Below are 18,668 nucleotides of genomic sequence, written 5' to 3'. Positions count from 1 at the left end.
GAACAGGAGCGGCACAAGGGCCCGAGCCTGATCGAGCGCATGGTGACCAGCAAGCTGCGCGCCCAGCGCCCCTCGTTCCGCACCGCGCAAGCCGACCCCACCCATCGCCTGCCGCTGCAGACCGCATCACGCACCATCGGGGCGACCGCCTACCGGTTGGGACTGACGGTTGACGGACACGAGACGCTGTCGGGCATCTCGTTCACCGCCCGTCCCGGCACCATGACCGCGGTCATCGGGCCGTCGGCCGCGCGGAATGCCGCGCTGCTGGCACTGCTGGCCGGCACCCGAACGCCCAGCGCCGGGCGCGTCACAGTGGACGGGCACGACGTCCACGCCGAGCCGGAGGCGATGCGTACACGCATCGGGGTGGTGCCGCGGGACGATCGCCTGCACCGCCAGCTCACCGTCGCGCAAGTCCTCGAATACGCCGCCGAGCTGCGGCTGCCGCCGGACACCGCGCCCGAGCAGCGTGACCGCGTGGTCAGCCAAGTCCTCGACGAGCTCGAGCTGACGCCCCACCGCGACACCCGACTCCGCAAACTCCCCTCCGAGGTGCGCCGGTGCACCGCTTTGGCGATCGAGCTCATCACCCGGCCCAGCCTGCTCGTGGTCGACGAGCCCACCGCCGGACTCGACGCGGCGCAACAACGCCACGTCATGGCGGTCCTGCGGCGTCAGGCCGAGATCGGCTGCGCGGTGGTGGTCGCGATCTCGGCGCGCACGTCGCTCACCGACGTCAACGTCTGCGACCAGGTGTTGGTGCTCACCGGCAGGGGCCAGGTGGCTTATCTGGGGACGCCCCTGCAGGTCGAATCCGCGCTCGGCACCACCGATTGGAACCGGGTGCTCGGGCAGGTCGGCGCCGATCCCGAGGGAGCCCACCGCGCGTTCCGCACCCGGCCGCCGGCGTCGGCACCGACCAGTCCGCCGGAAGTCGCGGCACCGTGGCCCCCGCCGCCCGCGCTGCCCCGGTCTCGGCAGATCCGGTTGTTGGCCCGGCGCGAGGCTCGCCTGCTCCTCGGCGATCGCGTCTACATGGCGTTCCTGGCGGTCCTGCCGTTCGTGCTGGCCGGGCTGGCGCTGCTGATTCCGGGTGATTCGGGTCTGGCCAGGCCCGGCCCTAACGGCACCAACCCGCACGAGGCCATCGAGCTCCTGGCCGCCCTCAACGTCGCGGCGGTGATCATCGGCACGGCGCTGACCATCCGCGCGCTGGTGGGCGAACATCGCGTCTTCCGGCGCGAGCAGGAGGTCGGTCTGACGGCACCGGCGTACCTCACCGCCAAGACCACGGTGTACGGCCTGGCCGCCGCCGTCTGGACGGCCGTCGTGTTCGCAATCGTGATCGCGGTCAAGGGCGGGCCGGGACGCAGCGCCGTCTTGCTGCACAACGCCATGCTCGAGCTCTACGTGGGCGTGGCCGTCACCGCGATCGTGTCGGCGGTCGTGGGCCTGGCGCTGTCGTCGCTGGGGAAGTCGCCGCGCGAGGTCCTGCCGCTGGTGGTTCCGGTGATCCTGGCGTCCGCGCTGTTCAACGGGAGCCTGGTCCAGCTGGTGAGCATGTGGGGTCTGCAGCAGATCAGCTGGTTCGTCCCGGCCCAGTGGGGCTTCGCGGCCACGGCCTCCACCACGGACCTGCGCAGGGTCGATTCGCTGGCGGCCGACGCGTTGACGTGGACGCACTACAGCGGCTGGTGGGTGTTCGACATGGGCATGCTGGTGCTGTTCGGCGTCATCGCGGCCGTATTCACCCTGTACCGACTGCGGTCACCGCTCAGCGAAAGCCGCAACCCGTCACCCGCTCGCGAACCGCAGGACGCCCCTCGCCGCCAGGGCTGAGCCGGGTGGGCTGCCGGGTGCCGCGGGTTAGGCGGCCGCCGCGAGAATTGTTCCGCGCCGTAAATGTCGTCGTTGTTCGCCGCGCCGGGAAACGCCCATTACTGTCGGTTTATGGCGCCTGAAACGACTAGCACTGCCGAACATCTGCGCAACGCACTGGACGGGCGTTGGCGCGATGTGAGAAATCGGATGCGGGCCACACTCACCGAGGATCTGTTCCGCCCGCACTACACCCCGAACACGGTGATCGCTCGCACCAAGGTGGCGGAGCAGATGCGGATCATGGCCGCGTTCGGCGCGGCCGCCGACAGTTTCCGCAAAGAGCACGGCGGCACCGGCGACGTGGGCGCGGCGATCACCATGATCGAGATGCTGGCCATGTCGGACCTGTCGCTGATGGTGAAGGCCGGCGTGCAGTGGGGTCTGTTCGGCGGTGCCGTGGAGAACCTGGGCACCGAGCGCCACCACCAGCTCTACGTGCCCAAGATCATCAGCCTCGAGTTGCGCGGCTGTTTCGCCATGACCGAGACCGGACACGGCAGCGACGTGCAGTCGCTGGAGACCACCGCGACCTACGACCCCGAGACCGAAGAGTTCATCATTGACTCGCCCACCCCATCGGCGCGCAAGGACTACATCGGCGGTGCCGCCGAAACCGCAACCATGGCGGCGGTTTTCGCGCAACTGATCACCCACGAGGACGGCAAGCCGGTCAATCACGGCGTGCACTGCGTGCTGGTTCCGATCCGCGACGAGGACGGCAACGACCTGCCGGGCATCACCACGTCGGACTGCGAATACAAGGGCGGGCTGCCCGGGGTCGACAACGGCCGCATCGTGTTCGACCATGTCCGGGTTCCCCGGGTCAACCTCTTGAACAAATACGGCGACGTCGCGGCCGACGGCGCCTACAGTTCGCTGATCGACAACCCGAACCGCCGGTTTTTCACCATGCTGGGCACCCTGGTCCGCGGCCGGATCACCGTCGGCGGCAGCGCCGGCGCCGCCGGCCGGGTGGCCCTGGACATCGCCACCCGATATGCCTTGCAGCGCAGGCAGTTCAGCGCACCCGATGATGGATCCGAAGTGCTGATCATGGACTATCTGGTGCACCAGCGGCGCCTGTTTCCGTTGATCGCCAAGTCCTACGCGCTGCAGTTCGCGCAGAATGAGCTGGTCGGCAAATGTCACGACGTGCAGAGCGCGGACGCTCCCGACGCCGACGAGCAACGCGAACTCGAAGCGCGCGCCGCCGGGCTGAAGGCGGCCAACACCTGGCATGCGAGTCGGGCGATTCAGGAATCCCGCGAAGCGTGTGGCGGCGCGGGTTACATGGCGGAGAACCGGCTGATCGGGCTGCGCGGCGACACGGACGTTTTCACCACCTTCGAGGGCGACAACCACGTGCTGACCCAATTGGTGGCCAAGGAACTGCTCACGGCCTACGCCGACGACATCAAGAGCATGAGTCCGGTCGAATGGGTGCGCTTCGCCGCCAGCACCGTGGGCGAGCGCGTCATCAAACGCACTGCGGCAGAGGCGATTATCCAAACGATCGTCGATGCCCGGCAAGACAGCGAGGAAGAAGGCAGCCTGTTCAACCGCGGCACGCAGATCACGATGTTCGAGGATCGCGAGGAGTATCTGCTGGCATCGGTGGCCCGCCGGCTGCAAGCCAAATCCAAAGAGATGTCGGCGTTCGACGCATTCAACTCCGTGCAGGATCACGTGTTGCACGCGGCCAGCGCGCACATCGATCGGGTCATCCTGGAGGCGTTCGTCGCCGGAATCGACGCATGCCCCGACGAGAAGGCCCGCGAACTACTCGGCATCCTGTGCGACCTGTATGCGCTGTCGGTCATCGAGGAGGACAAGGCGTGGTACATCGAGCACCGCTACCTGTCCACCGAGCGCGCGAAGGCGGTCACACGGGGCATCAACGACCGGTGCCGCGCGCTGCGCCCGCATGCCCAGACGCTTGTCGACGGTTTCGGCGTCCCGGAGCAGCTACGTTACGTCGAGATGCTGCACCCGGAGAACCTGGAACAGGCCCTCACGAGTTGAGCGGCAAAGCCGTTGGCGGGAAACGTTATTGATTCGGAACCTTGCCCAGCGTTTGCAGCTTGCCGTCTGAGCCGATGCGGAACTTGACCGTTCCGATTCCGGTGGGACAGCACAGCTGGTCATTTTTCTTCTGCCACTGGTATTGAACGGTGACGGTGTCATCGGAGGGCGGTAGCACCGTCGTGTACGGCTTCGGGTTCGATGTGGGGCTACCCAGCGGCCTGTTGTGGTCGAAGAACAGCAGTTGTTGTGGGCTGGATTCATTTGCGATCGTCGGGATGATCTGCACCCAATACAGCCGGCAGTTTCGGGTATGCCCGCGGCCCATCTCGACCCAGATGGTGCCGGGGATGGCGACGGGAACCGCCGCGATCGCCTGGCGCACGGAGTCGGCGGTCGGCCCGTCGGAGTCCTTGCAGGTGTCGGGCCGAGCCTGCGGGGGTGGGCTCGGCTTCCAGCCACAGCCGGAGGCCAGCAAAACCAGACAGATCACAATGAGCTGACGCACGCGGTGAGCTTAGCGAAGACTGTGAATGTCCCACCGGTTTGGTCAAAAGCCCCCTTCTGAGCGGCGGCTCGCGGGCAGCCCTGCGTAACCTCGACCGAGACGACCGGTCAACGGTGACCTGCGGTAACGCGTTCCACGCCCCCGGGATCCCCCGGCGATTTCACACCGGCGCGCCGGCCGTTGAGAGAAAGTAGTAAACGGGGGGAAATTTCGGGCAGCGATGCCGAAACATGCCTGCTCCACAATGAACTCACCCGATACGGAGCTAACTCGTGCGCACTCGACCGAAGGGACGTAAGCGTGACTAGGGAGTCCATGGCGTCTGAGAACGCCGTGAACACCATGTGCGCTTACTGCGGCGTCGGGTGCGGCATGGTGTTGCAGATCACAACGGACCCGGAAACGGGTCGCGATCACGTCGCGAAGTCGGTTGGGAGCAAAGAACATCCGGCCAACTTCGGCCGGTTGTGCACCAAGGGTGCTACCACCGCCGACATGCTCGGCGCGCCGGGCCGGATGGACTCGGCGTATGCGCGGACCGACCGTGGCGAGCCACTCGATCCCATCGACACGGATCAGGCGATCACGCAGTGCGCGAATCGGTTACGCGCGATCGTCGACGAACACGGTCCGGACGCCTTTGCGATGTATGTGTCCGGCCAGATGTCGATCGAGGCGCAGTACCTGGCGAACAAGCTGACCAAGGGCTTCATCGGCACCAACCAGATCGAGTCGAATTCGCGACTGTGCATGGCCAGCGCGGGTTCTGGTTACAAGCTCTCGCTGGGCGCGGACGGACCGCCCGGGTCATACCAGGATTTCGAGCGTGCCGACGTTTTCTTCGTCATCGGCGCCAACATGGCCGACTGCCATCCCATCCTGTTCTTACGGATGATGGATCGGGTCAAGGCGGGCGCGAAGCTGATCGTCGTCGACCCGCGTCGCACCGCGACCGCCGATAAGGCCGATCTGTTCCTACAGATCGCGCCCGGATCGGATCTGGCGCTGCTCAACGGGATGCTGCACCTGATCGTCGAGAACGGCCACACGGACCCCGATTTCATCGCCGAATTCACCGAGGGCTGGGAGGTGATGCCCAGCTTCCTGGAGCAGTACACCCCCGGCATGGTCAGCGCGGTGACCGGCATCCCGGAGAAGGACATTCGCGCCGCGGCTCAAATGATCGGCGAGGCCGAAAATTTCATGAGCTGCTGGACCATGGGCCTCAACCAGAGCACCCACGGCACCTGGAACACCAACGCCATCTGCAACCTGCACCTGGCCACCGGGGCGATCTGCAAGCCGGGCAGCGGCCCCTTCTCCCTCACCGGCCAACCCAATGCCATGGGCGGTCGCGAGATGGGTTACATGGGGCCGGGATTGCCCGGTCAGCGTTCGGTGCTATCGGACGACGACCGCGAGTTCGTCGAAAACCTTTGGGGCATTCCCCGCGGAACGCTTCGCACCGAGGTCGGCAGCGGCACCATCGACATGTTCTCCCGCATGGCCGACGGGCAAATCAGGGCGTGCTGGATAATATGCACGAATCCCGTTGCTTCCGTGGCCAACCGGAAGACGGTACTGGCCGGGCTGGAGCGTGCCGAAATGGTGGTCGCCCAGGACGCGTTCTTGGAGACCGAGACCAACGAGTACGCCGATGTGTTGTTGCCGGCAACCCTGTGGACGGAGTCCGAAGGGGTCATGGTCAATTCTGAGCGCAACATGACGTTGTTCCAGCCCGCGGTCCGGGCGCCGGGCCAGGCGATGCCCGACTGGCAGATCATCGCCCGGATGGCCTGCGAGATGGGCTATTCGGAGGCGTTCAGCTACAGCTGCGCCGAGGAGATCTTCGAAGAAATCAAGCGGTTCTCGAACCCGAAGACCGGTTATGACCTGCGCGGCGTCAGCTATGAGCGGCTGCGTCAGAGCCCGCTGCAGTGGCCGTGCGCTCCGCAGAGCGAGGGCGACCGCAACCCGATCCGCTACCTCAACGACGGCGTCAGCCAGACTCAGCTGGTCCGCGAGGACGGCAGCGTGCCCCGGCTGGCCTTCCCGACACCGACGGGCCGGGCGGTGTTCTTCGCCCGCCCGCACCTGCCACCCGACGAAATGCCCGACGACGACTACCCGTTCCTACTGAACACCGGTCGCCTGCCCCACCAATGGCACACCATGACCAAGACCGGCAAGGTCGCCAAACTCAACAAACTCAACCCGAACCCGTTCGTCGAGATCCACCCGGACGACGCCGCCCGCCTGCACATCGCCGACGACGATCAGGTCGAGATCGCGTCCCGCCGCGGCCGCGCCGTGCTGCCCGCCGTCATCAGTGACCGGGTGCATCCCGGGAACTGCTTCGCCCCGTTCCATTGGAACGACGCCTTCGGCGAATACCTATCCATCAACGCCGTCACCAACGACGCCGTCGATCCCATCTCGAGCCAACCGGAATTCAAGGCGTGCGCGGTCACGCTGACGAAGGTTGCCGTCGCGCAACCCGATCCGGGCACCGAGATACCGGTGGCCGCCGACACACCAGGATCCGCACCCACGGAGGTACGAGAAATCAGCGTGTCACAAGTCGACGCCCTCGGCGAATTGCTGGGTGTGACAACGCAACCCAAACCGGAATTCGACGAGCTCGGCCGTTCATATTTGGCCGGCATGCTCTCCGGGCTTCGGTCCGACGCCGGCCGCCGCGCCGGTGGGGTGCCCACCCTGCCGGCGAGCGCGCCGTTCGATGCCGGCACCCGGCTGTGGGTGGACGGCCTTCTGGCCGGGTTGTTCTCGCGCATCGACGGACCCCGGCCGCCGGCGCTGGCCGGGGCGCCGCAACCCGCCCCGGCGCAGGCCGTCGACCAACCGCCCGCCACCCCCGCCGACGTCAAACCCGCTGCCGAGCGCGCCCCCGTCGTGGTGCTGTGGGCATCGCAGACCGGCAACGCCGAGGAGCTCGCCGCCGAAGTCGCCGCGCGATTGGGCGCCGCTGGTCTTCCCGTCGCGTTGCACAGCATGGACGACTTCCCGCAGGCCGAGTTGGCGACCACACGGGAGCTGTTGCTCGTCACCAGTACCACCGGCGACGGCGAAGCGCCCGATAACGGTGCCGGCCTGTGGCGGGCTTTGACGTCCGGCAGCGCACCGCGATTCTCCAAGACCCGCTATGCCGTGCTCGCGCTGGGCGACTCCAACTACGACGATTTCTGCGGTCACGGCCGCAAACTGGACGCGCGCCTGGCCGAGCTGGGAGCGACCCGCATCACCGAGCGGGTGGACTGCGAACCCGACTACGACGACGACGCGGCGAAGTGGGTGAGCGACGTCATCGAAGCCCTGACCCGGACCCCCACGTCGGTCGCCGGAGACGCAAGTGTGATGGCGCCGGCCCGCACGTCCACGGTTGCGGCCCCGTCTCGCTCCAGCGCGCCCGCTCCCAGCACCTACAGCAAGAAGCATCCGCTGATCACCGGCATGGTCCGCAACACCGTGTTGAGTCGGCCGCAATCGAGCAAAGACGTGCGGCACCTGGTTTTCGACATGCCGGAGGAGGCCGTGCCCTACGAGGCCGGTGACGCGCTCGGGGTGTGGCCGCGCAACAGCGACGAGCTGGTCGACGAATGGCTGTCGGTGACCGGACTGAACGGGCAGACCCCGGTCGAGGTCGGCGAACACGGCCTGATGTCGTTGCGCTCGGCGCTCACCGAGCGCATCGAAATCGCGCACATCAGCCGGGACCTGGTGCGCTTCGTGCAGGAACGCACCGGTGACCCGACACTCGCGGAGCTGCTGAAGCCGGAAAACAAACGGGCACTGGCGGATTGGACGTGGGGACGCCAGTCGATCGACCTGCTGGCCAAATTGCCGGTCTCGGCGTCGGCCCACGAATGGCTGCGGGTCCTCAAACGCCTTCAGCCGCGGTTGTATTCGATCTCGTCGAGCCCCAAGGAGTGCCCGGGAGAAGTCCACCTGACCGTCTCGCCGGTGCGCTACAACTTTCAGGGCGTCGCGCGGCGCGGGGTGTGTTCGACCTACCTCGCCGACCGCTCCCCCGGCGATCGAGTCGCCGTGTATTTGCAGCAGTCCAGCAATTTCCGGCCGCCGAGCGAGTCGGAGACGCCGATGATCATGATCGGGCCCGGGACGGGGATCGCGCCGTTCCGCGGCTTCCTGCAGGAGCGGCGCGCACTCGGCCACACCGGACCCAACTGGTTGTTCTTCGGCGAGCAGCATGCCGCCACCGACTTCTATTACCGCGACGAACTCGAGCAGATGCGCGACGACGGGTTCCTGACCGAGTTGGACCTGGCGTTCTCCCGCGACCAGCAGCAGAAGGTCTACGTACAGCACTTGATGCGCAAACGCGGGGCGCAGCTGTGGAGCTGGTTGCAGGACGGCGCCCAGCTGTATGTCTGCGGCACCGCGGATCCCATGGCCAAGGACGTCGATCGGGCGCTCTGCGAGATCGCGGCCGAATTCGGGAAGCTCGACCCGGAAGCGGCGAAGGATTACGTGCAATCGTTGAGTGCCGACAAGCGCTACCACCGCGACGTCTACTGACGCCGATCCGCTGCCGCACCCGTAACACAGCGGAAACATCGCACGCCTACGGCCGAAACTTCCGCGTCGCACGATGCACTCGTAAGGTCGCGCGCCTAAAGGAGTGGCGTCATCGTGGCTCGGGAGTGTGATGGACCCGATCGGGTCATCAAGAACGGCTGCCCCCTGCAGTGCCGGGTGAGGTACGGCGGCGCGGCCGACGATTCCGTCAGTGACCAGGTCGATTGGGCGGGGTTGCCCGTCAATCTCGACTTCGCGTTCTCGCGGGATCAACGCGACAAGGTCTACGCGCAGCATCTGCTGCGCAGGCGCGGTACCCAGTTCGGTCCGTGGCGCCACGGCGCCCACGTCTGCGTCTGCGACATGGCCGACGAGCGCTCTCCGGCGGATAGCGCCGTTTCCCAATCACCCACCGTCGACGCCGCGGGCTAGCCGCTCACGTCTACCGGCTGGGCGGGTCCGGCTGCCCGTACACCGCCACCACCACAGTGCGATCCATGCTGTTGTCCGACCACACCCCGATGGTGTTGTTGGCGCAGTCGCGGATGATCGCCATATCGTCGGGGTTGTAATACCACTGGTTGACCAGCTCCAGGCTGCTGATCGCGATGGCCGGGTTGACCGCCACGGTCTCGGCGGCCCTGCCACGAAAGCCGGCGGCGGTGGCACGGTCTTGGGGCGTAGAACCGTCCGAGCCCGTGTCGCCGTTGATGTTTCGGTTGTTGATCATGTCGTCGGCGTGCCATTCGGCGGCCAAGGTGAGCGCGTTGTTCCTGACGACGTCGTTCGTGCAGCCCGCCTGGTGCTGAAGGGTGTACACGGCCGAGACCACCGCGCTGTTGAGCCGTTTGTTGTCGGCGTGTGCAGCGGGCGCCGCCAAAGTGACGGTCCCTAGCAGCACGACGCCGAGGGGCAGCACCCGGGCGCACCGACGTGCCGATACGTCCATGACGGTTCCTCGGATCACACGGGGTCGAAGCGCGAAACCAGCCATCGGCCGTTGACCTTGTCGAGGGTCATCCGCACGACGGGCTGGGTGTCGGTGGGAGCGCCCGCACCGATGGTCACGGTCTGGTTGACGTACACCAGGGCCACGGCGTGGTTTTCGGTCGCCGAAACCGAAGCCGCCGCACTGACTTTGGCGATCGACGAGATGTGCTTTTCTTTCGCACCCGGAACGACGACCTGGCGCGTCAGTTCGGCGTAGGCGTCCTTGAACTCACCGGTCAGCCGTTCGCGCGCCGCGGTGAGGTCCTTGTCCACCGTGTCGGCGTGATAGGACAACAACGCGATGGCGTCTTCGCGGGCGGCCTGCACCGATTCGGCCCGGGCCAGTGCCAGATCATCGACCGCCCCCGCCGACCACTTGAGGTATCCAGCGCCGAGCGCCAATACCAATGCGAGGCCGGGCAATATCCCGTAGGCGAACAGCCGCGGCCACCCGATGCGCCGCCTTGTCCGCTTGGCCTTTGACTGCACACCGGCCGGCGCTTCGTCCGGCGCGCTGGCCTTCGATTTCTTTTGTGCGCCTTCGGTTGCCGAATCCAGTTCCTCGTCCACCGTATCGACGTTCACGTTCTCCTCAAGTGTTGTCATGGCACGAACACCACATTGGAGACCTTGGCGTCATCGCCGACCGATCGCACCTCGATGCGCATCCGCCATTCCCGGGGCGCCTCCTCACCACCGGCGGTGCGCGACTTCACCGCGACCGCCACCAAAACCTGGGCGGAGTCGCCGCGCTGGGATTCCACTCCGGCGTCGGTGACCGTCCCTTCCGACTTCGACTGTGCAGCCTTGACGACCTCCGCGAAAGGCTTGGCCCGCTGTTCGAAGTCGTCCCGGAATGCGCCGGTGGCCAAATCGAGGATCCGCCGCACGTCGGCGTCGACCCGGGCGTAGTCGATCGTGGTGAGGTTCACCGCGCCCTGACGGGCCGTCGCGACGTACAGGTTCTGCCGGGCCTGGGTCTCGTGCTTCTGGTAGGCCCGGTATCCCAGCCAGCCACTCAAGCCGGCCAGTGCGGCCACGATGACGGCGCTGGCCACCAACGCCGTGCCGACGCGCGAAGGCCGCCGGCGCTGGACACGTTCGCGCCACCGCGCGAGCCGGCCCGCGGCCGGACCGTCACTCTCGCCGCCGTCTTTGATGTGCAGCTTTTCGGCCTGTTCGGTTTCGGCCGCGTCGCTGTCCTCGGCGGCGTCGACCGCCCTTGGCTCGTCGACGGTTTCCTCCGTCGTGATATCGGGTTCGTTCGCCATGGTGCTCCTAACTGTCAGGGTTGCGGCACAAGTAGCTGTTGCCAGTTCTTGGCGCGCGGGTGGGCCAGGTCCGACTGGGTGTAGCGGCGGCCGTCGGGCCCGATGTAGTCACCGGTGGCCGGGTCATAGGTCGCGACCGCGGGCGGCGGGGGCGGCGCCCCTGGCGCCGCGGCGGTGCCACGCGGCGGTGGCAGTCGCGGATCTTGCCCCGGCGGGTAGAGCGGCACGCCCTGGCCGCTGGTGGTGGCGTTCGGGTCGCCCTTCCAGTTGTAGCCGTCGTTGAGCGGCACGTACTCCTCATCGCTTTCGCACAGCTCTACCGTGGGCGCCCTTTTCCATGGCTTGCTCTCACACGGAATGTTCCGCACGCCACGGACATTGAACTCCGAGTCCTGCGGCACCCGGCAAAACAGGTCGGCGGCCGGCCGGTCCGGCGCGTCGACGCTGGCCGGTGAGCGGCGCTGCTGCGGCGGCAGGTAGCCGGTGGTGCAGGGTGGCGGCAGGTTGAGGTTGAGGTTGAAGTCCAGCTGGGCACCCCGGTACTCCTGCTTGGTGTTGGAACTGGGCACGATGATGGCCGCCATGGCCGCGATGCCCTGCGGCAGCAGGACAAGGAGTTGCTCGATGTCGTGGCGGTAGACGACGGCGATGTCGCCGAGGCTCACCAGATTGGCGAAGAGCACCGGCAAGGCCGGCGTCACCCGGTCCAGCATCGCGCGGCCCTCCTCGATGCCGGAAGTGCCCTGCGTCAACAGGTCTCGCACGGCGGCGTCCTGGGCCTTGACTTGCGCCATGATGGCCGCGGTGTGGCCCGCCCACGCGGCGATCGAATCGGATGTCTGCACCTGTGAATCCAGTACCGTCGGCGATTGGTCGATCAGAGCGGCTAGCGGGTCGACGGTGCGCCCTCCGGCGATGGCCAGCGCCGTCGAGCCGTCGACGATCCGGGATAGTTGCGGCCCGAGGCCGCCGACCGCCCGATTGGTCTCGTCGATCACCGTGCGCAAGTTGTCCCGCGGGATCGCTTGCAGCGCACGGTTGGTCAGGTCGAGAAGGTGCCCGATGTCGACGGGCACATCGACGTGTCCGGCGGTGATGACGTCGCCGTCGCGCAGCGCACCGGAACCTTCACCGTCCTTGCCGGGGCGTGGGGTCAGCTCGATGTACTGCTCGCCGATCGCCGATCGGCTGTGTACCGACGCCTGCACGTCGGAGGGCACCCTGACTCCCGATCGCATGGCCAGCACCGCCCGCACCCCGGTGGCGGTGACGTCGACCGACTTGACCTGTCCCACGTCGGTGCCGCGGTAGGTGACGACCGAGGTTTGGTAGAGCCCACCCGATTGCGGCAGGTCGACCGTGACCTTGTACTCCCCGATCCCGAACAACGTGGCGGGCAACTTCATGAAGTTGAATGCCATTGCGCCACAGGACACGACGGTCACCAGCGTCAGGATTGACAACTGGATCCAGGTCCGGCGATTCAACCGAAGCATTCAGTATCCCCCGAAATGATACGGATAGGTCAGCGGGTTGCCCCCCGTGACCGGGCTGGGTTGCATGCCGATGGTGCGACCCCACTGCAGCTCGAGCTGGGTGAGGTTGCCTTCCCAGCGCGAGCCGGTGAAGAGCCCTTGGTCGATGCGGCTCAACGTCAGATCGACGATCAGGGTGAGGTTGGCGTAGTCACCGCGGAACCAGTTCCGCACGGTGGACGCCGGCCACGGATAGGTCACCAGGCCGTCCAGACCCCTGGTGAGGGAGGGTCCCGCATCGGCGAGCGACCGCAGCACCGGTGCGATGTTGCGCAGGTTGCTCACCAGAGATTCCCTGCTCTGGTGGACGGTGTCGGCGGCGATGGCACTGAATTTGCCGACCTGATCGATCGTGTCGGCGATCTTGGTGCGCTCCTTGGCCAAGACGTCCAGCGCCTTGGGCACCGACGTCAAGGCTTTGTCCACGACCGTGTCGTTCGCGGCAACCTGGCCGACCAGAGAGTTGAGATTTTGTGCGGCGGCGATGATGTCGTCGGTCTGGTCGTTGGTGCGCGCGATGAACTCGTCGATCTGATTGAGCAGGCTGCGCATGTCGTTTTCGCGGCCGGCGAATGCTCTGGCGACCGCCTGGGTGATTTCCTGCAGCTGGCCGATTCCCCCGCCGTTCAACAGGATCGACACCGACGCCAGCGTCTGCTCGGTGGTGGGATACAGGCTCGCGCGCGACAACGGGATGACCGACCCGGCCTTGAGTTGGCCCACCGGCGCCTCATCTTTGGGCGGCGCTAGTTCGATGTGCATCGAACCGAGCAGGCTGGTCTGCCCCAGCTTGGCGGTCGAATTGGCGGGCAGATGCACGTCGCCGTTGATCCGCATGGTGACCAGCGCATGCCAATCCTGTAGCTCGATCTTGGTGACGTTGCCGACGTTGACGTCGTCCACCCGGACCCGGGTGTTCTCCTGGATGGTGACCACATCAGGCATCTGCGCCTGGATCGTGTACGAGCCCGGTCCCCCGCCGGCGGTACCGGGCAGGCTGAAGGAGTTCAGGCCGCGCCAACCACACGCCGACAGCGTGGCAACACACATCAGCCCCAAGACTGCGGCGCCAGCGCGTCTCATGACGGCCCCGTCGGCAGCATCAGGTTCTGCAGCACTTCGATCGAGCTGGTCGTGTTCGGCGGCGGCGCAGGCGGGGGCTCGGCCGATTGCGGCGGGTCGGCGGGCGCCAGCTGCTCGGGCGGCGGCGCGCGATCGGGTGGCGCGGAGGCGTCGGGCGGTGGCGCGGGCGCGTACCCGGGCCGCAACCAGTCCTCGCTGTAGGTGATCTCGTTGGGCCGGGCCTGCGTCCCGACGAACGGGTTGATCCCGGCCGGAATGTAGTTGTAGATGCGGTTCTTGATGATCGGGTTGAGGTACTGCAGGCACAGCTTCGACACCCGCGCCAGCCGTGCCCGCGACGCCGCCTCGATCGAGCTGCAAATGAATTGCGGAATGTCGGCGAAGTTGTTCAAGGCCAGGATGCCGGTCATGGCGCTCTGGGCCGGCTGGTAGATGTTCAGGAAGTTCTGAAACACCGTCGGGGCGATGTGCAGGATCTGCTTGATATCGCCGCGGCTGTCGTTGAGCGCCGTTGTGATTGAACCCAACCGGTCGAAGGTGACGCCCGCCGCATCGCGGTTCTCGGCGAGAAAATCGCGCACATCCGTGAGCGCGCCGTCCAGCGACTTCAGCGCGTTGCCGACTTCGTTGGGGGTGTTGGACAGCAGCGTCGTGACGCCGGCCAGGTTCTGGTTGAACGAGGCCAGCAGGTCGCTGCTGGAGTACAGCGCGGACACCAGCAGTTGCAGGTTACGCACCGTGCTGAAGATGTCGTCGGCGTGATCGCCGAGCGCCGAGATCGCCTCGGACAGCTTGAGCACGGTGTCGCGGGCGGTGTCGCCCTGGCCGCGCACATTGTCCGCCGCCGAGTCAATGAACTCTCCGACGGAGTTGACCCCGCCCGGGCTGGTGGGCTGCAGGGCGTCGGTCAGCTTCTCCAGCTGCTTGCGGAAGTCGTCCCATTCGACGGGAACCGCGGTGCGGCTCAAGGGAATCGAGGCGCCGGCACTCAGCTTGGGACCGCCGGAATACGCCGGGACGAGCTGGATGGCCCGCGACGTCACCAGCGACGGCGACAGGATCGCGGCGCGAGCATCGGCGGGAATCGAATACTGCTTGTCCACCGAGAACGTCACTTTGGAACTGGCAGGCTGGGGCTCGATCTTGTCGACCACGCCGACGGCGACGCCGAGGATGCGGATCTCGTCGCCCACGAACAGGCCGTTGGCCTCGGTGAAGTACGCCGAATACGTGTTCTTTTCGACGTCTTTCCACAGCTTGCTGCCGACCACTAACGACGCCACCGCCAGCGTCAGGATCAGAATGGCGGCGGTCGCCTTCTGGAAAGTTTCTCGACTGATGGTCATGGCGAATCGAATTCGTGCGGCGAGGGCGGCGGGATGGTCCGGATGGGCGGAGTGGACGGCGGGGGCGACGGCGGCTGCGACCACAGCGGCGCCGGTGCGTTCTCCGGCGGCACGGGCGGGGTGCCGGTGGGCGGGTCCACCACCTCCGACGGCAGCTTCTGGTTGGGGTCCAGGAATCGGTCGTACATATCCGCGTCGAGCACCGGGCCCCCGATCTGGCCGGGAATGAGATTGGCGACGTAGGCCTTGAAAAACGGTCCGGAACCCAGGCATTCGCCAAAGGACATCGCATAGCGTTTGAACTTGGGCAGCGTCTTCTGGATATCTTCCTTGCGGTTGTCCAGGATCGCCAGTACGCCGTTGAGCTTGTCCAGGGCGGGTTTGAGTTGGGTTCTGTTGTCGTTGACCAGGCCCGAGATCTGATGCGAAACCGCGGTCAGGTAGTTCATCAAGGTGTCCAGCGAATCTCGTTCATCCAGCAGGGCGGCCAGCAGCGCGTTGGAATTCGCCACCAGTCCGGCGATCTGCTGGCTGCGCTTGCCCAGCACGGTCGACACCGTGTTGGCGTTTCCCAGCAGGCTGCGTAGTTGCGCGTCACGACCGTTGAGGGTGTCGGAGAACCGGGCGACCCCCTCCAGCGCGGGCCGCAGGTTGGCCGGCGTCGCCTTGAGGGTGTTGGCCAAGGTGGAAAGCGCCGTGGACACTTGGGCGGTGTCCAGGCCGCTGATGGTGGTCGTCAGATCGCCCAGGGCGTCGGGCAGCTCATACGGCGAGGTGGTGCGCTCCAGCGGAATGGTGCCCGATAACTTCCCGTTGCCGCGCGGCGTCAGCTCGAGCATCTTGGCGCCCAGTATGGTTTCGGTCTTGATCGCCGCCTCGGTGCGGTCGCCCAACTCGACGCCCTTGCGCACGGTGAAACCGACCCGGACCTTGGTGCCTTCCAGGCGAAGGTCGGAAACCCGGCCCACCCCCATGCCCGAAACCCGCACGGAGTTACCGGGTTTGATGCCGCCGGCTTCGGAGAAGTACGCCGCGTAGTCGTCGGTGTTCTTGATGAACGGCAACTTGTTGTATTGGAAGGCGACGATGGTCACGCAGGCCAAGATGACGGTTCCCATCACGCCCAGGACGAACGGGTTTCGCTGGTCGGCCGATTTGAGCTTGGGGATTTTCAGTTTCATCGCGGCGTGCACCGCCCGCTGGGCTGGCCCAACAGTTTGACGAAGATCGGGTTGCCTCCCTTACCGTTCAGCTTGAGCAATACCTCGCAGAAGTAGAAACCGAAATAGTCACCGTTGAGGCCCTGCCGGGCGAGCACCTGGTAGATGTCCGGGAGGTCCGTCAGTAGTTTGTCGACGTACTCTTTGTCGGAGAGCACCTGCCCGGACACGCGATCCGTCTCGTGCACAACGTCTTTGATCGGCTGACGGGACTGGGCGAGCAGATCGGTGATGGAACCCGCGGCCGCGTTGATGTAGGCGAGGCCCGTGGAGATGTCGTTCCTGCGCTGGCCCAGCCCGTCCACCAGCTGGGCCAGCTTGTCCACGCCATCGGAGAATTCGCGGTCGCGGGTGGCGAAGGTGTGCAGCACGGTGTTGAGGTTGGTGATCAGTTGACCGATCAGCTCACTGCGCCCGGCCAGCGTCGAGGTCAGGATCGAGGTTTGCGACAGCACCGAGGCCAGCGTCCCCCCCTGCCCCTGAAAGATTCGCAACAGTTGGCCGGACAGGGCGTTGACCTGATCGGGGTCCAGGGCGCGGAACAACGGGCGGAAACCACCGATCAACGCGTCGATGTCGAGCGCGGGCGACGTCCGCGCCAGCGGGATCGTCGCTCCCGGCGGCAGCCGACGGGGCGGCCCCGGGCCCTCCTCGAGCGCCAGGTAGCGGTCACCGATCAGGTTTTCATAACGCACGACGGCCTTGGTGCCCTCGCTGAGTCGAACGCCTTTGTCCACCTCGAAGTCGACGGTGACGGTGCCGTCACGGTGCAGGCTCAGGTCGCCGACCTTGCCGACTTCCACCCCGGCGATTCGCACGAAGTTACCCGACTTCAGACCGGAGATGTTGGTGAAGATGGCGCGGTAGCCGGTGCGGTCCTCGAACCGCAACTGCCCGAACACCGCGATCAGCGCAAACGTGAAGAGCAGGCAGACCGCCGTGAAGACCCCGACGCGCAGGATAATGCTGGATAGTTTCCTTCTCATGGTGGCGGCTGCCCTCCGCGCCAGAAGTAGCGAGGCCCTTCCGGCGGGTTCTTGGTGGTCGGGAACCAGTTGGCCCACCAGGGATTACCCGCGGCCACATTGGTGCGGATCTCGTTCGGGGCCGCCCCCCAGCCGGTATCGGTGACCAGCGCCCGCACCGGGAAGTTCGCGCTGGGGTCGGGCAGCGAACCGCAGCTGGGCTTGCCGCCCGGCCCGCCGGTGGCGTTGACCTTGGGCAGGTGTTTCGGATAGCGGTACGGGTCGTCGCCGAACAGCAGTGCCGCATCGAGGATCACCGAATAACCGTTGCCGCCCAATGCGTCTCGGCCACCGTGGTCGACGTACCATTGCGCGCCCTGGAAAAGGCACGTATAGGTCGGGGAGTATTTCTCCAGCAGGGCCATGGTCGGGTCTAACAAGTTGATCGACCGCACGATGTTCGGCTCGTTGCGGCCGATCACGTTGATGCCGGTCTGGCTGAAGCCGATCGCCGACAGCAGCAACGAATCCAGTGAGCGCTGGTCATCGGTGATAGTCGCGCTGGTCGTCGTCGCCGAGTCCAAGATGGACAAGATGTTCTGCGCCGCATCGGAATAGACGGCGGTGGTCTTGCCGAACAGCCGCCAGTCCTTTCCGATGGTGTCCATGCGCGGGTTGACGGTGAGCAGCACGTTGTTGGCGTCGGTGATCGCTTGTCCGATCCGATCACCCTTGCCGCGCACCGATTGCGCAAAGGCCGACAAGATCGCGTTCAGCTTTGCCGGGTCGAGCGCCTGAACCACCGACTGCAGATTCTCGAAGACGGTGTTCACTTCCACGGTGACGTTGCGCGAGTGCAGCAGCGCGCCGGGCTTCAGCGATGTCGGGCTGGGATGGTCGGGAACGATCAGATCGACGTATTTGGAGCCGAACGCCGTGGTGGATTTGATCTCGGCCTCGAGGTTGCTCGGCAGATACTTGAAGGCGTCCGGTTGGATCTTCAGCTGCAGCCGAGCCGTCTTCACGTCGGTGCCGATCGAAGCGACCTGGCCCACCTGGACGCCCCGCAGCTTGACCTTGGCGCCGTCTTCCATCACCAAACCGGCGCGATCTGACACCAGCGTGAGCGGCACGAAGGCCTGAAGTTTGCCCGAGAACGAGGCCGCGGTCAACGCGATCAGGCCACCGATCAGGATGAACAAGATGGGCGCCCACCAAATCGGGTCAATCCTGTTGTGACGGGCCCTGTTTGGCTGGGATGCATTGTCGGCCTTCAGAGTACTCATC

14 protein-coding genes are annotated in these 18,668 nt (G+C 66.1%); 4 read left to right on the top strand and 10 right to left on the bottom strand.

Translation table 11 applies throughout. From position 1 onward, the window contains the following. A partial coding sequence (locus BST14_RS02575; RefSeq protein ID WP_438502120.1) for an ATP-binding cassette domain-containing protein occupies positions 1-1,842 on the top strand: 1,842 nt, incomplete at its 5' end. A 111-nt stretch (positions 1,843-1,953) separates the two neighbouring features. Then, the gene (locus BST14_RS02570; RefSeq protein ID WP_083063036.1) at positions 1,954-3,906 is read left to right on the top strand and encodes an acyl-CoA dehydrogenase family protein; all 1,953 of its coding nucleotides are present in this window, start codon (positions 1,954-1,956) and stop codon (positions 3,904-3,906) included. Between the two features lie 25 nt (positions 3,907-3,931). Here the strand turns inward: BST14_RS02570 and BST14_RS02565 are convergent, their stop codons facing one another. Then, on the bottom strand, positions 3,932-4,399 hold the full coding sequence (locus BST14_RS02565) for an LppP/LprE family lipoprotein (RefSeq protein WP_083063035.1): 468 nt from the start codon (positions 4,397-4,399) through the stop codon (positions 3,932-3,934). 330 nt (positions 4,400-4,729) lie between these two features. Here BST14_RS02565 and BST14_RS02560 point away from each other — a divergent pair, with 330 nt between their 5' ends. Beyond that, complete coding sequence (locus BST14_RS02560; RefSeq protein WP_083063014.1) at positions 4,730-8,971, top strand: bifunctional nitrate reductase/sulfite reductase flavoprotein subunit alpha; 4,242 nt, start codon at positions 4,730-4,732, stop codon at positions 8,969-8,971. A gap of 147 nt (positions 8,972-9,118) precedes the next feature. After that, entirely contained in the window at positions 9,119-9,403 is a 285-nt protein-coding gene (locus tag BST14_RS02555) for a hypothetical protein (RefSeq protein WP_083063034.1), read from the top strand. A 10-nt stretch (positions 9,404-9,413) separates the two neighbouring features. Here BST14_RS02555 and BST14_RS02550 read toward each other — a convergent pair whose 3' ends face one another. The 9 genes from BST14_RS02550 to BST14_RS02510 form a co-directional block, all read right to left on the bottom strand. Continuing rightward, positions 9,414-9,920 carry a CAP domain-containing protein gene (locus BST14_RS02550; RefSeq protein ID WP_083063013.1) on the bottom strand — a complete coding sequence of 169 codons (507 nt, stop codon included), beginning with the start codon at positions 9,918-9,920 and terminating at the stop codon, positions 9,414-9,416. Between the two features lie 14 nt (positions 9,921-9,934). Continuing rightward, a complete protein-coding gene (locus BST14_RS02545; protein ID WP_169926033.1) occupies positions 9,935-10,417 on the bottom strand; it encodes an Rv1363c family protein in 483 nt (160 codons plus the stop codon). Between the two features lie 146 nt (positions 10,418-10,563). Next, positions 10,564-11,232 carry an Rv1363c family protein gene (locus BST14_RS02540; protein WP_245845266.1) on the bottom strand — a complete coding sequence of 223 codons (669 nt, stop codon included), beginning with the start codon at positions 11,230-11,232 and terminating at the stop codon, positions 10,564-10,566. Positions 11,233-11,246: 14 nt separating this feature from the next. After that, a complete protein-coding gene (locus tag BST14_RS02535) occupies positions 11,247-12,728 on the bottom strand; it encodes an MCE family protein (protein WP_083063011.1) in 1,482 nt (493 codons plus the stop codon). Further along, entirely contained in the window at positions 12,729-13,850 is a 1,122-nt protein-coding gene (locus tag BST14_RS02530; RefSeq protein WP_083063010.1) for a virulence factor Mce family protein, read from the bottom strand. Continuing rightward, a complete protein-coding gene (locus BST14_RS02525; protein ID WP_083063009.1) occupies positions 13,847-15,196 on the bottom strand; it encodes an MCE family protein in 1,350 nt (449 codons plus the stop codon). Before BST14_RS02525 ends, BST14_RS02530 begins: the two co-directional genes overlap by 4 nt. Further along, on the bottom strand, positions 15,193-16,377 hold the full coding sequence (locus tag BST14_RS02520) for an MCE family protein (protein ID WP_083063032.1): 1,185 nt from the start codon (positions 16,375-16,377) through the stop codon (positions 15,193-15,195). The genes BST14_RS02525 and BST14_RS02520 overlap by 4 nt, the downstream gene beginning before the upstream one ends. Further along, positions 16,374-17,402: an MCE family protein gene (locus tag BST14_RS02515; protein ID WP_083063008.1), complete on the bottom strand. Its 1,029-nt coding sequence runs from the start codon at positions 17,400-17,402 to the stop codon at positions 16,374-16,376. Before BST14_RS02515 ends, BST14_RS02520 begins: the two co-directional genes overlap by 4 nt. Next, positions 17,399-18,667 carry an MCE family protein gene (locus BST14_RS02510; RefSeq protein ID WP_083063007.1) on the bottom strand — a complete coding sequence of 423 codons (1,269 nt, stop codon included), beginning with the start codon at positions 18,665-18,667 and terminating at the stop codon, positions 17,399-17,401. The genes BST14_RS02515 and BST14_RS02510 overlap by 4 nt, the downstream gene beginning before the upstream one ends. Position 18,668: the final 1 nt, after the last annotated feature.

This window comes from Mycobacterium arosiense ATCC BAA-1401 = DSM 45069, assembly GCF_002086125.1.
Taxonomy (GTDB): domain Bacteria; phylum Actinomycetota; class Actinomycetes; order Mycobacteriales; family Mycobacteriaceae; genus Mycobacterium; species Mycobacterium arosiense.
The sequence above is the reverse complement of the archived record's forward strand: the minus strand, read 5'-3'. Positions and strand labels throughout refer to the sequence as shown.

Bases quoted from the DNA above. Each gene is read 5' to 3' on its own strand.
- BST14_RS02570 (WP_083063036.1), top strand. From the start codon at position 1,954: ATGGCGCCTGAAACGACTAGCACTGCCGAACATCTGCGCAACGCACTG.
- BST14_RS02560 (WP_083063014.1), top strand. From the start codon at position 4,730: ATGGCGTCTGAGAACGCCGTGAACACCATGTGCGCTTACTGCGGCGTC.
- BST14_RS02550 (WP_083063013.1), bottom strand. From the start codon at position 9,920: ATGGACGTATCGGCACGTCGGTGCGCCCGGGTGCTGCCCCTCGGCGTC.
- BST14_RS02540 (WP_245845266.1), bottom strand. From the start codon at position 11,232: ATGGCGAACGAACCCGATATCACGACGGAGGAAACCGTCGACGAGCCA.
- BST14_RS02535 (WP_083063011.1), bottom strand. From the start codon at position 12,728: ATGCTTCGGTTGAATCGCCGGACCTGGATCCAGTTGTCAATCCTGACG.
- BST14_RS02530 (WP_083063010.1), bottom strand. From the start codon at position 13,850: ATGAGACGCGCTGGCGCCGCAGTCTTGGGGCTGATGTGTGTTGCCACG.
- BST14_RS02525 (WP_083063009.1), bottom strand. From the start codon at position 15,196: ATGACCATCAGTCGAGAAACTTTCCAGAAGGCGACCGCCGCCATTCTG.
- BST14_RS02520 (WP_083063032.1), bottom strand. From the start codon at position 16,377: ATGAAACTGAAAATCCCCAAGCTCAAATCGGCCGACCAGCGAAACCCG.
- BST14_RS02515 (WP_083063008.1), bottom strand. From the start codon at position 17,402: ATGAGAAGGAAACTATCCAGCATTATCCTGCGCGTCGGGGTCTTCACG.
- BST14_RS02510 (WP_083063007.1), bottom strand. From the start codon at position 18,667: ATGAGTACTCTGAAGGCCGACAATGCATCCCAGCCAAACAGGGCCCGT.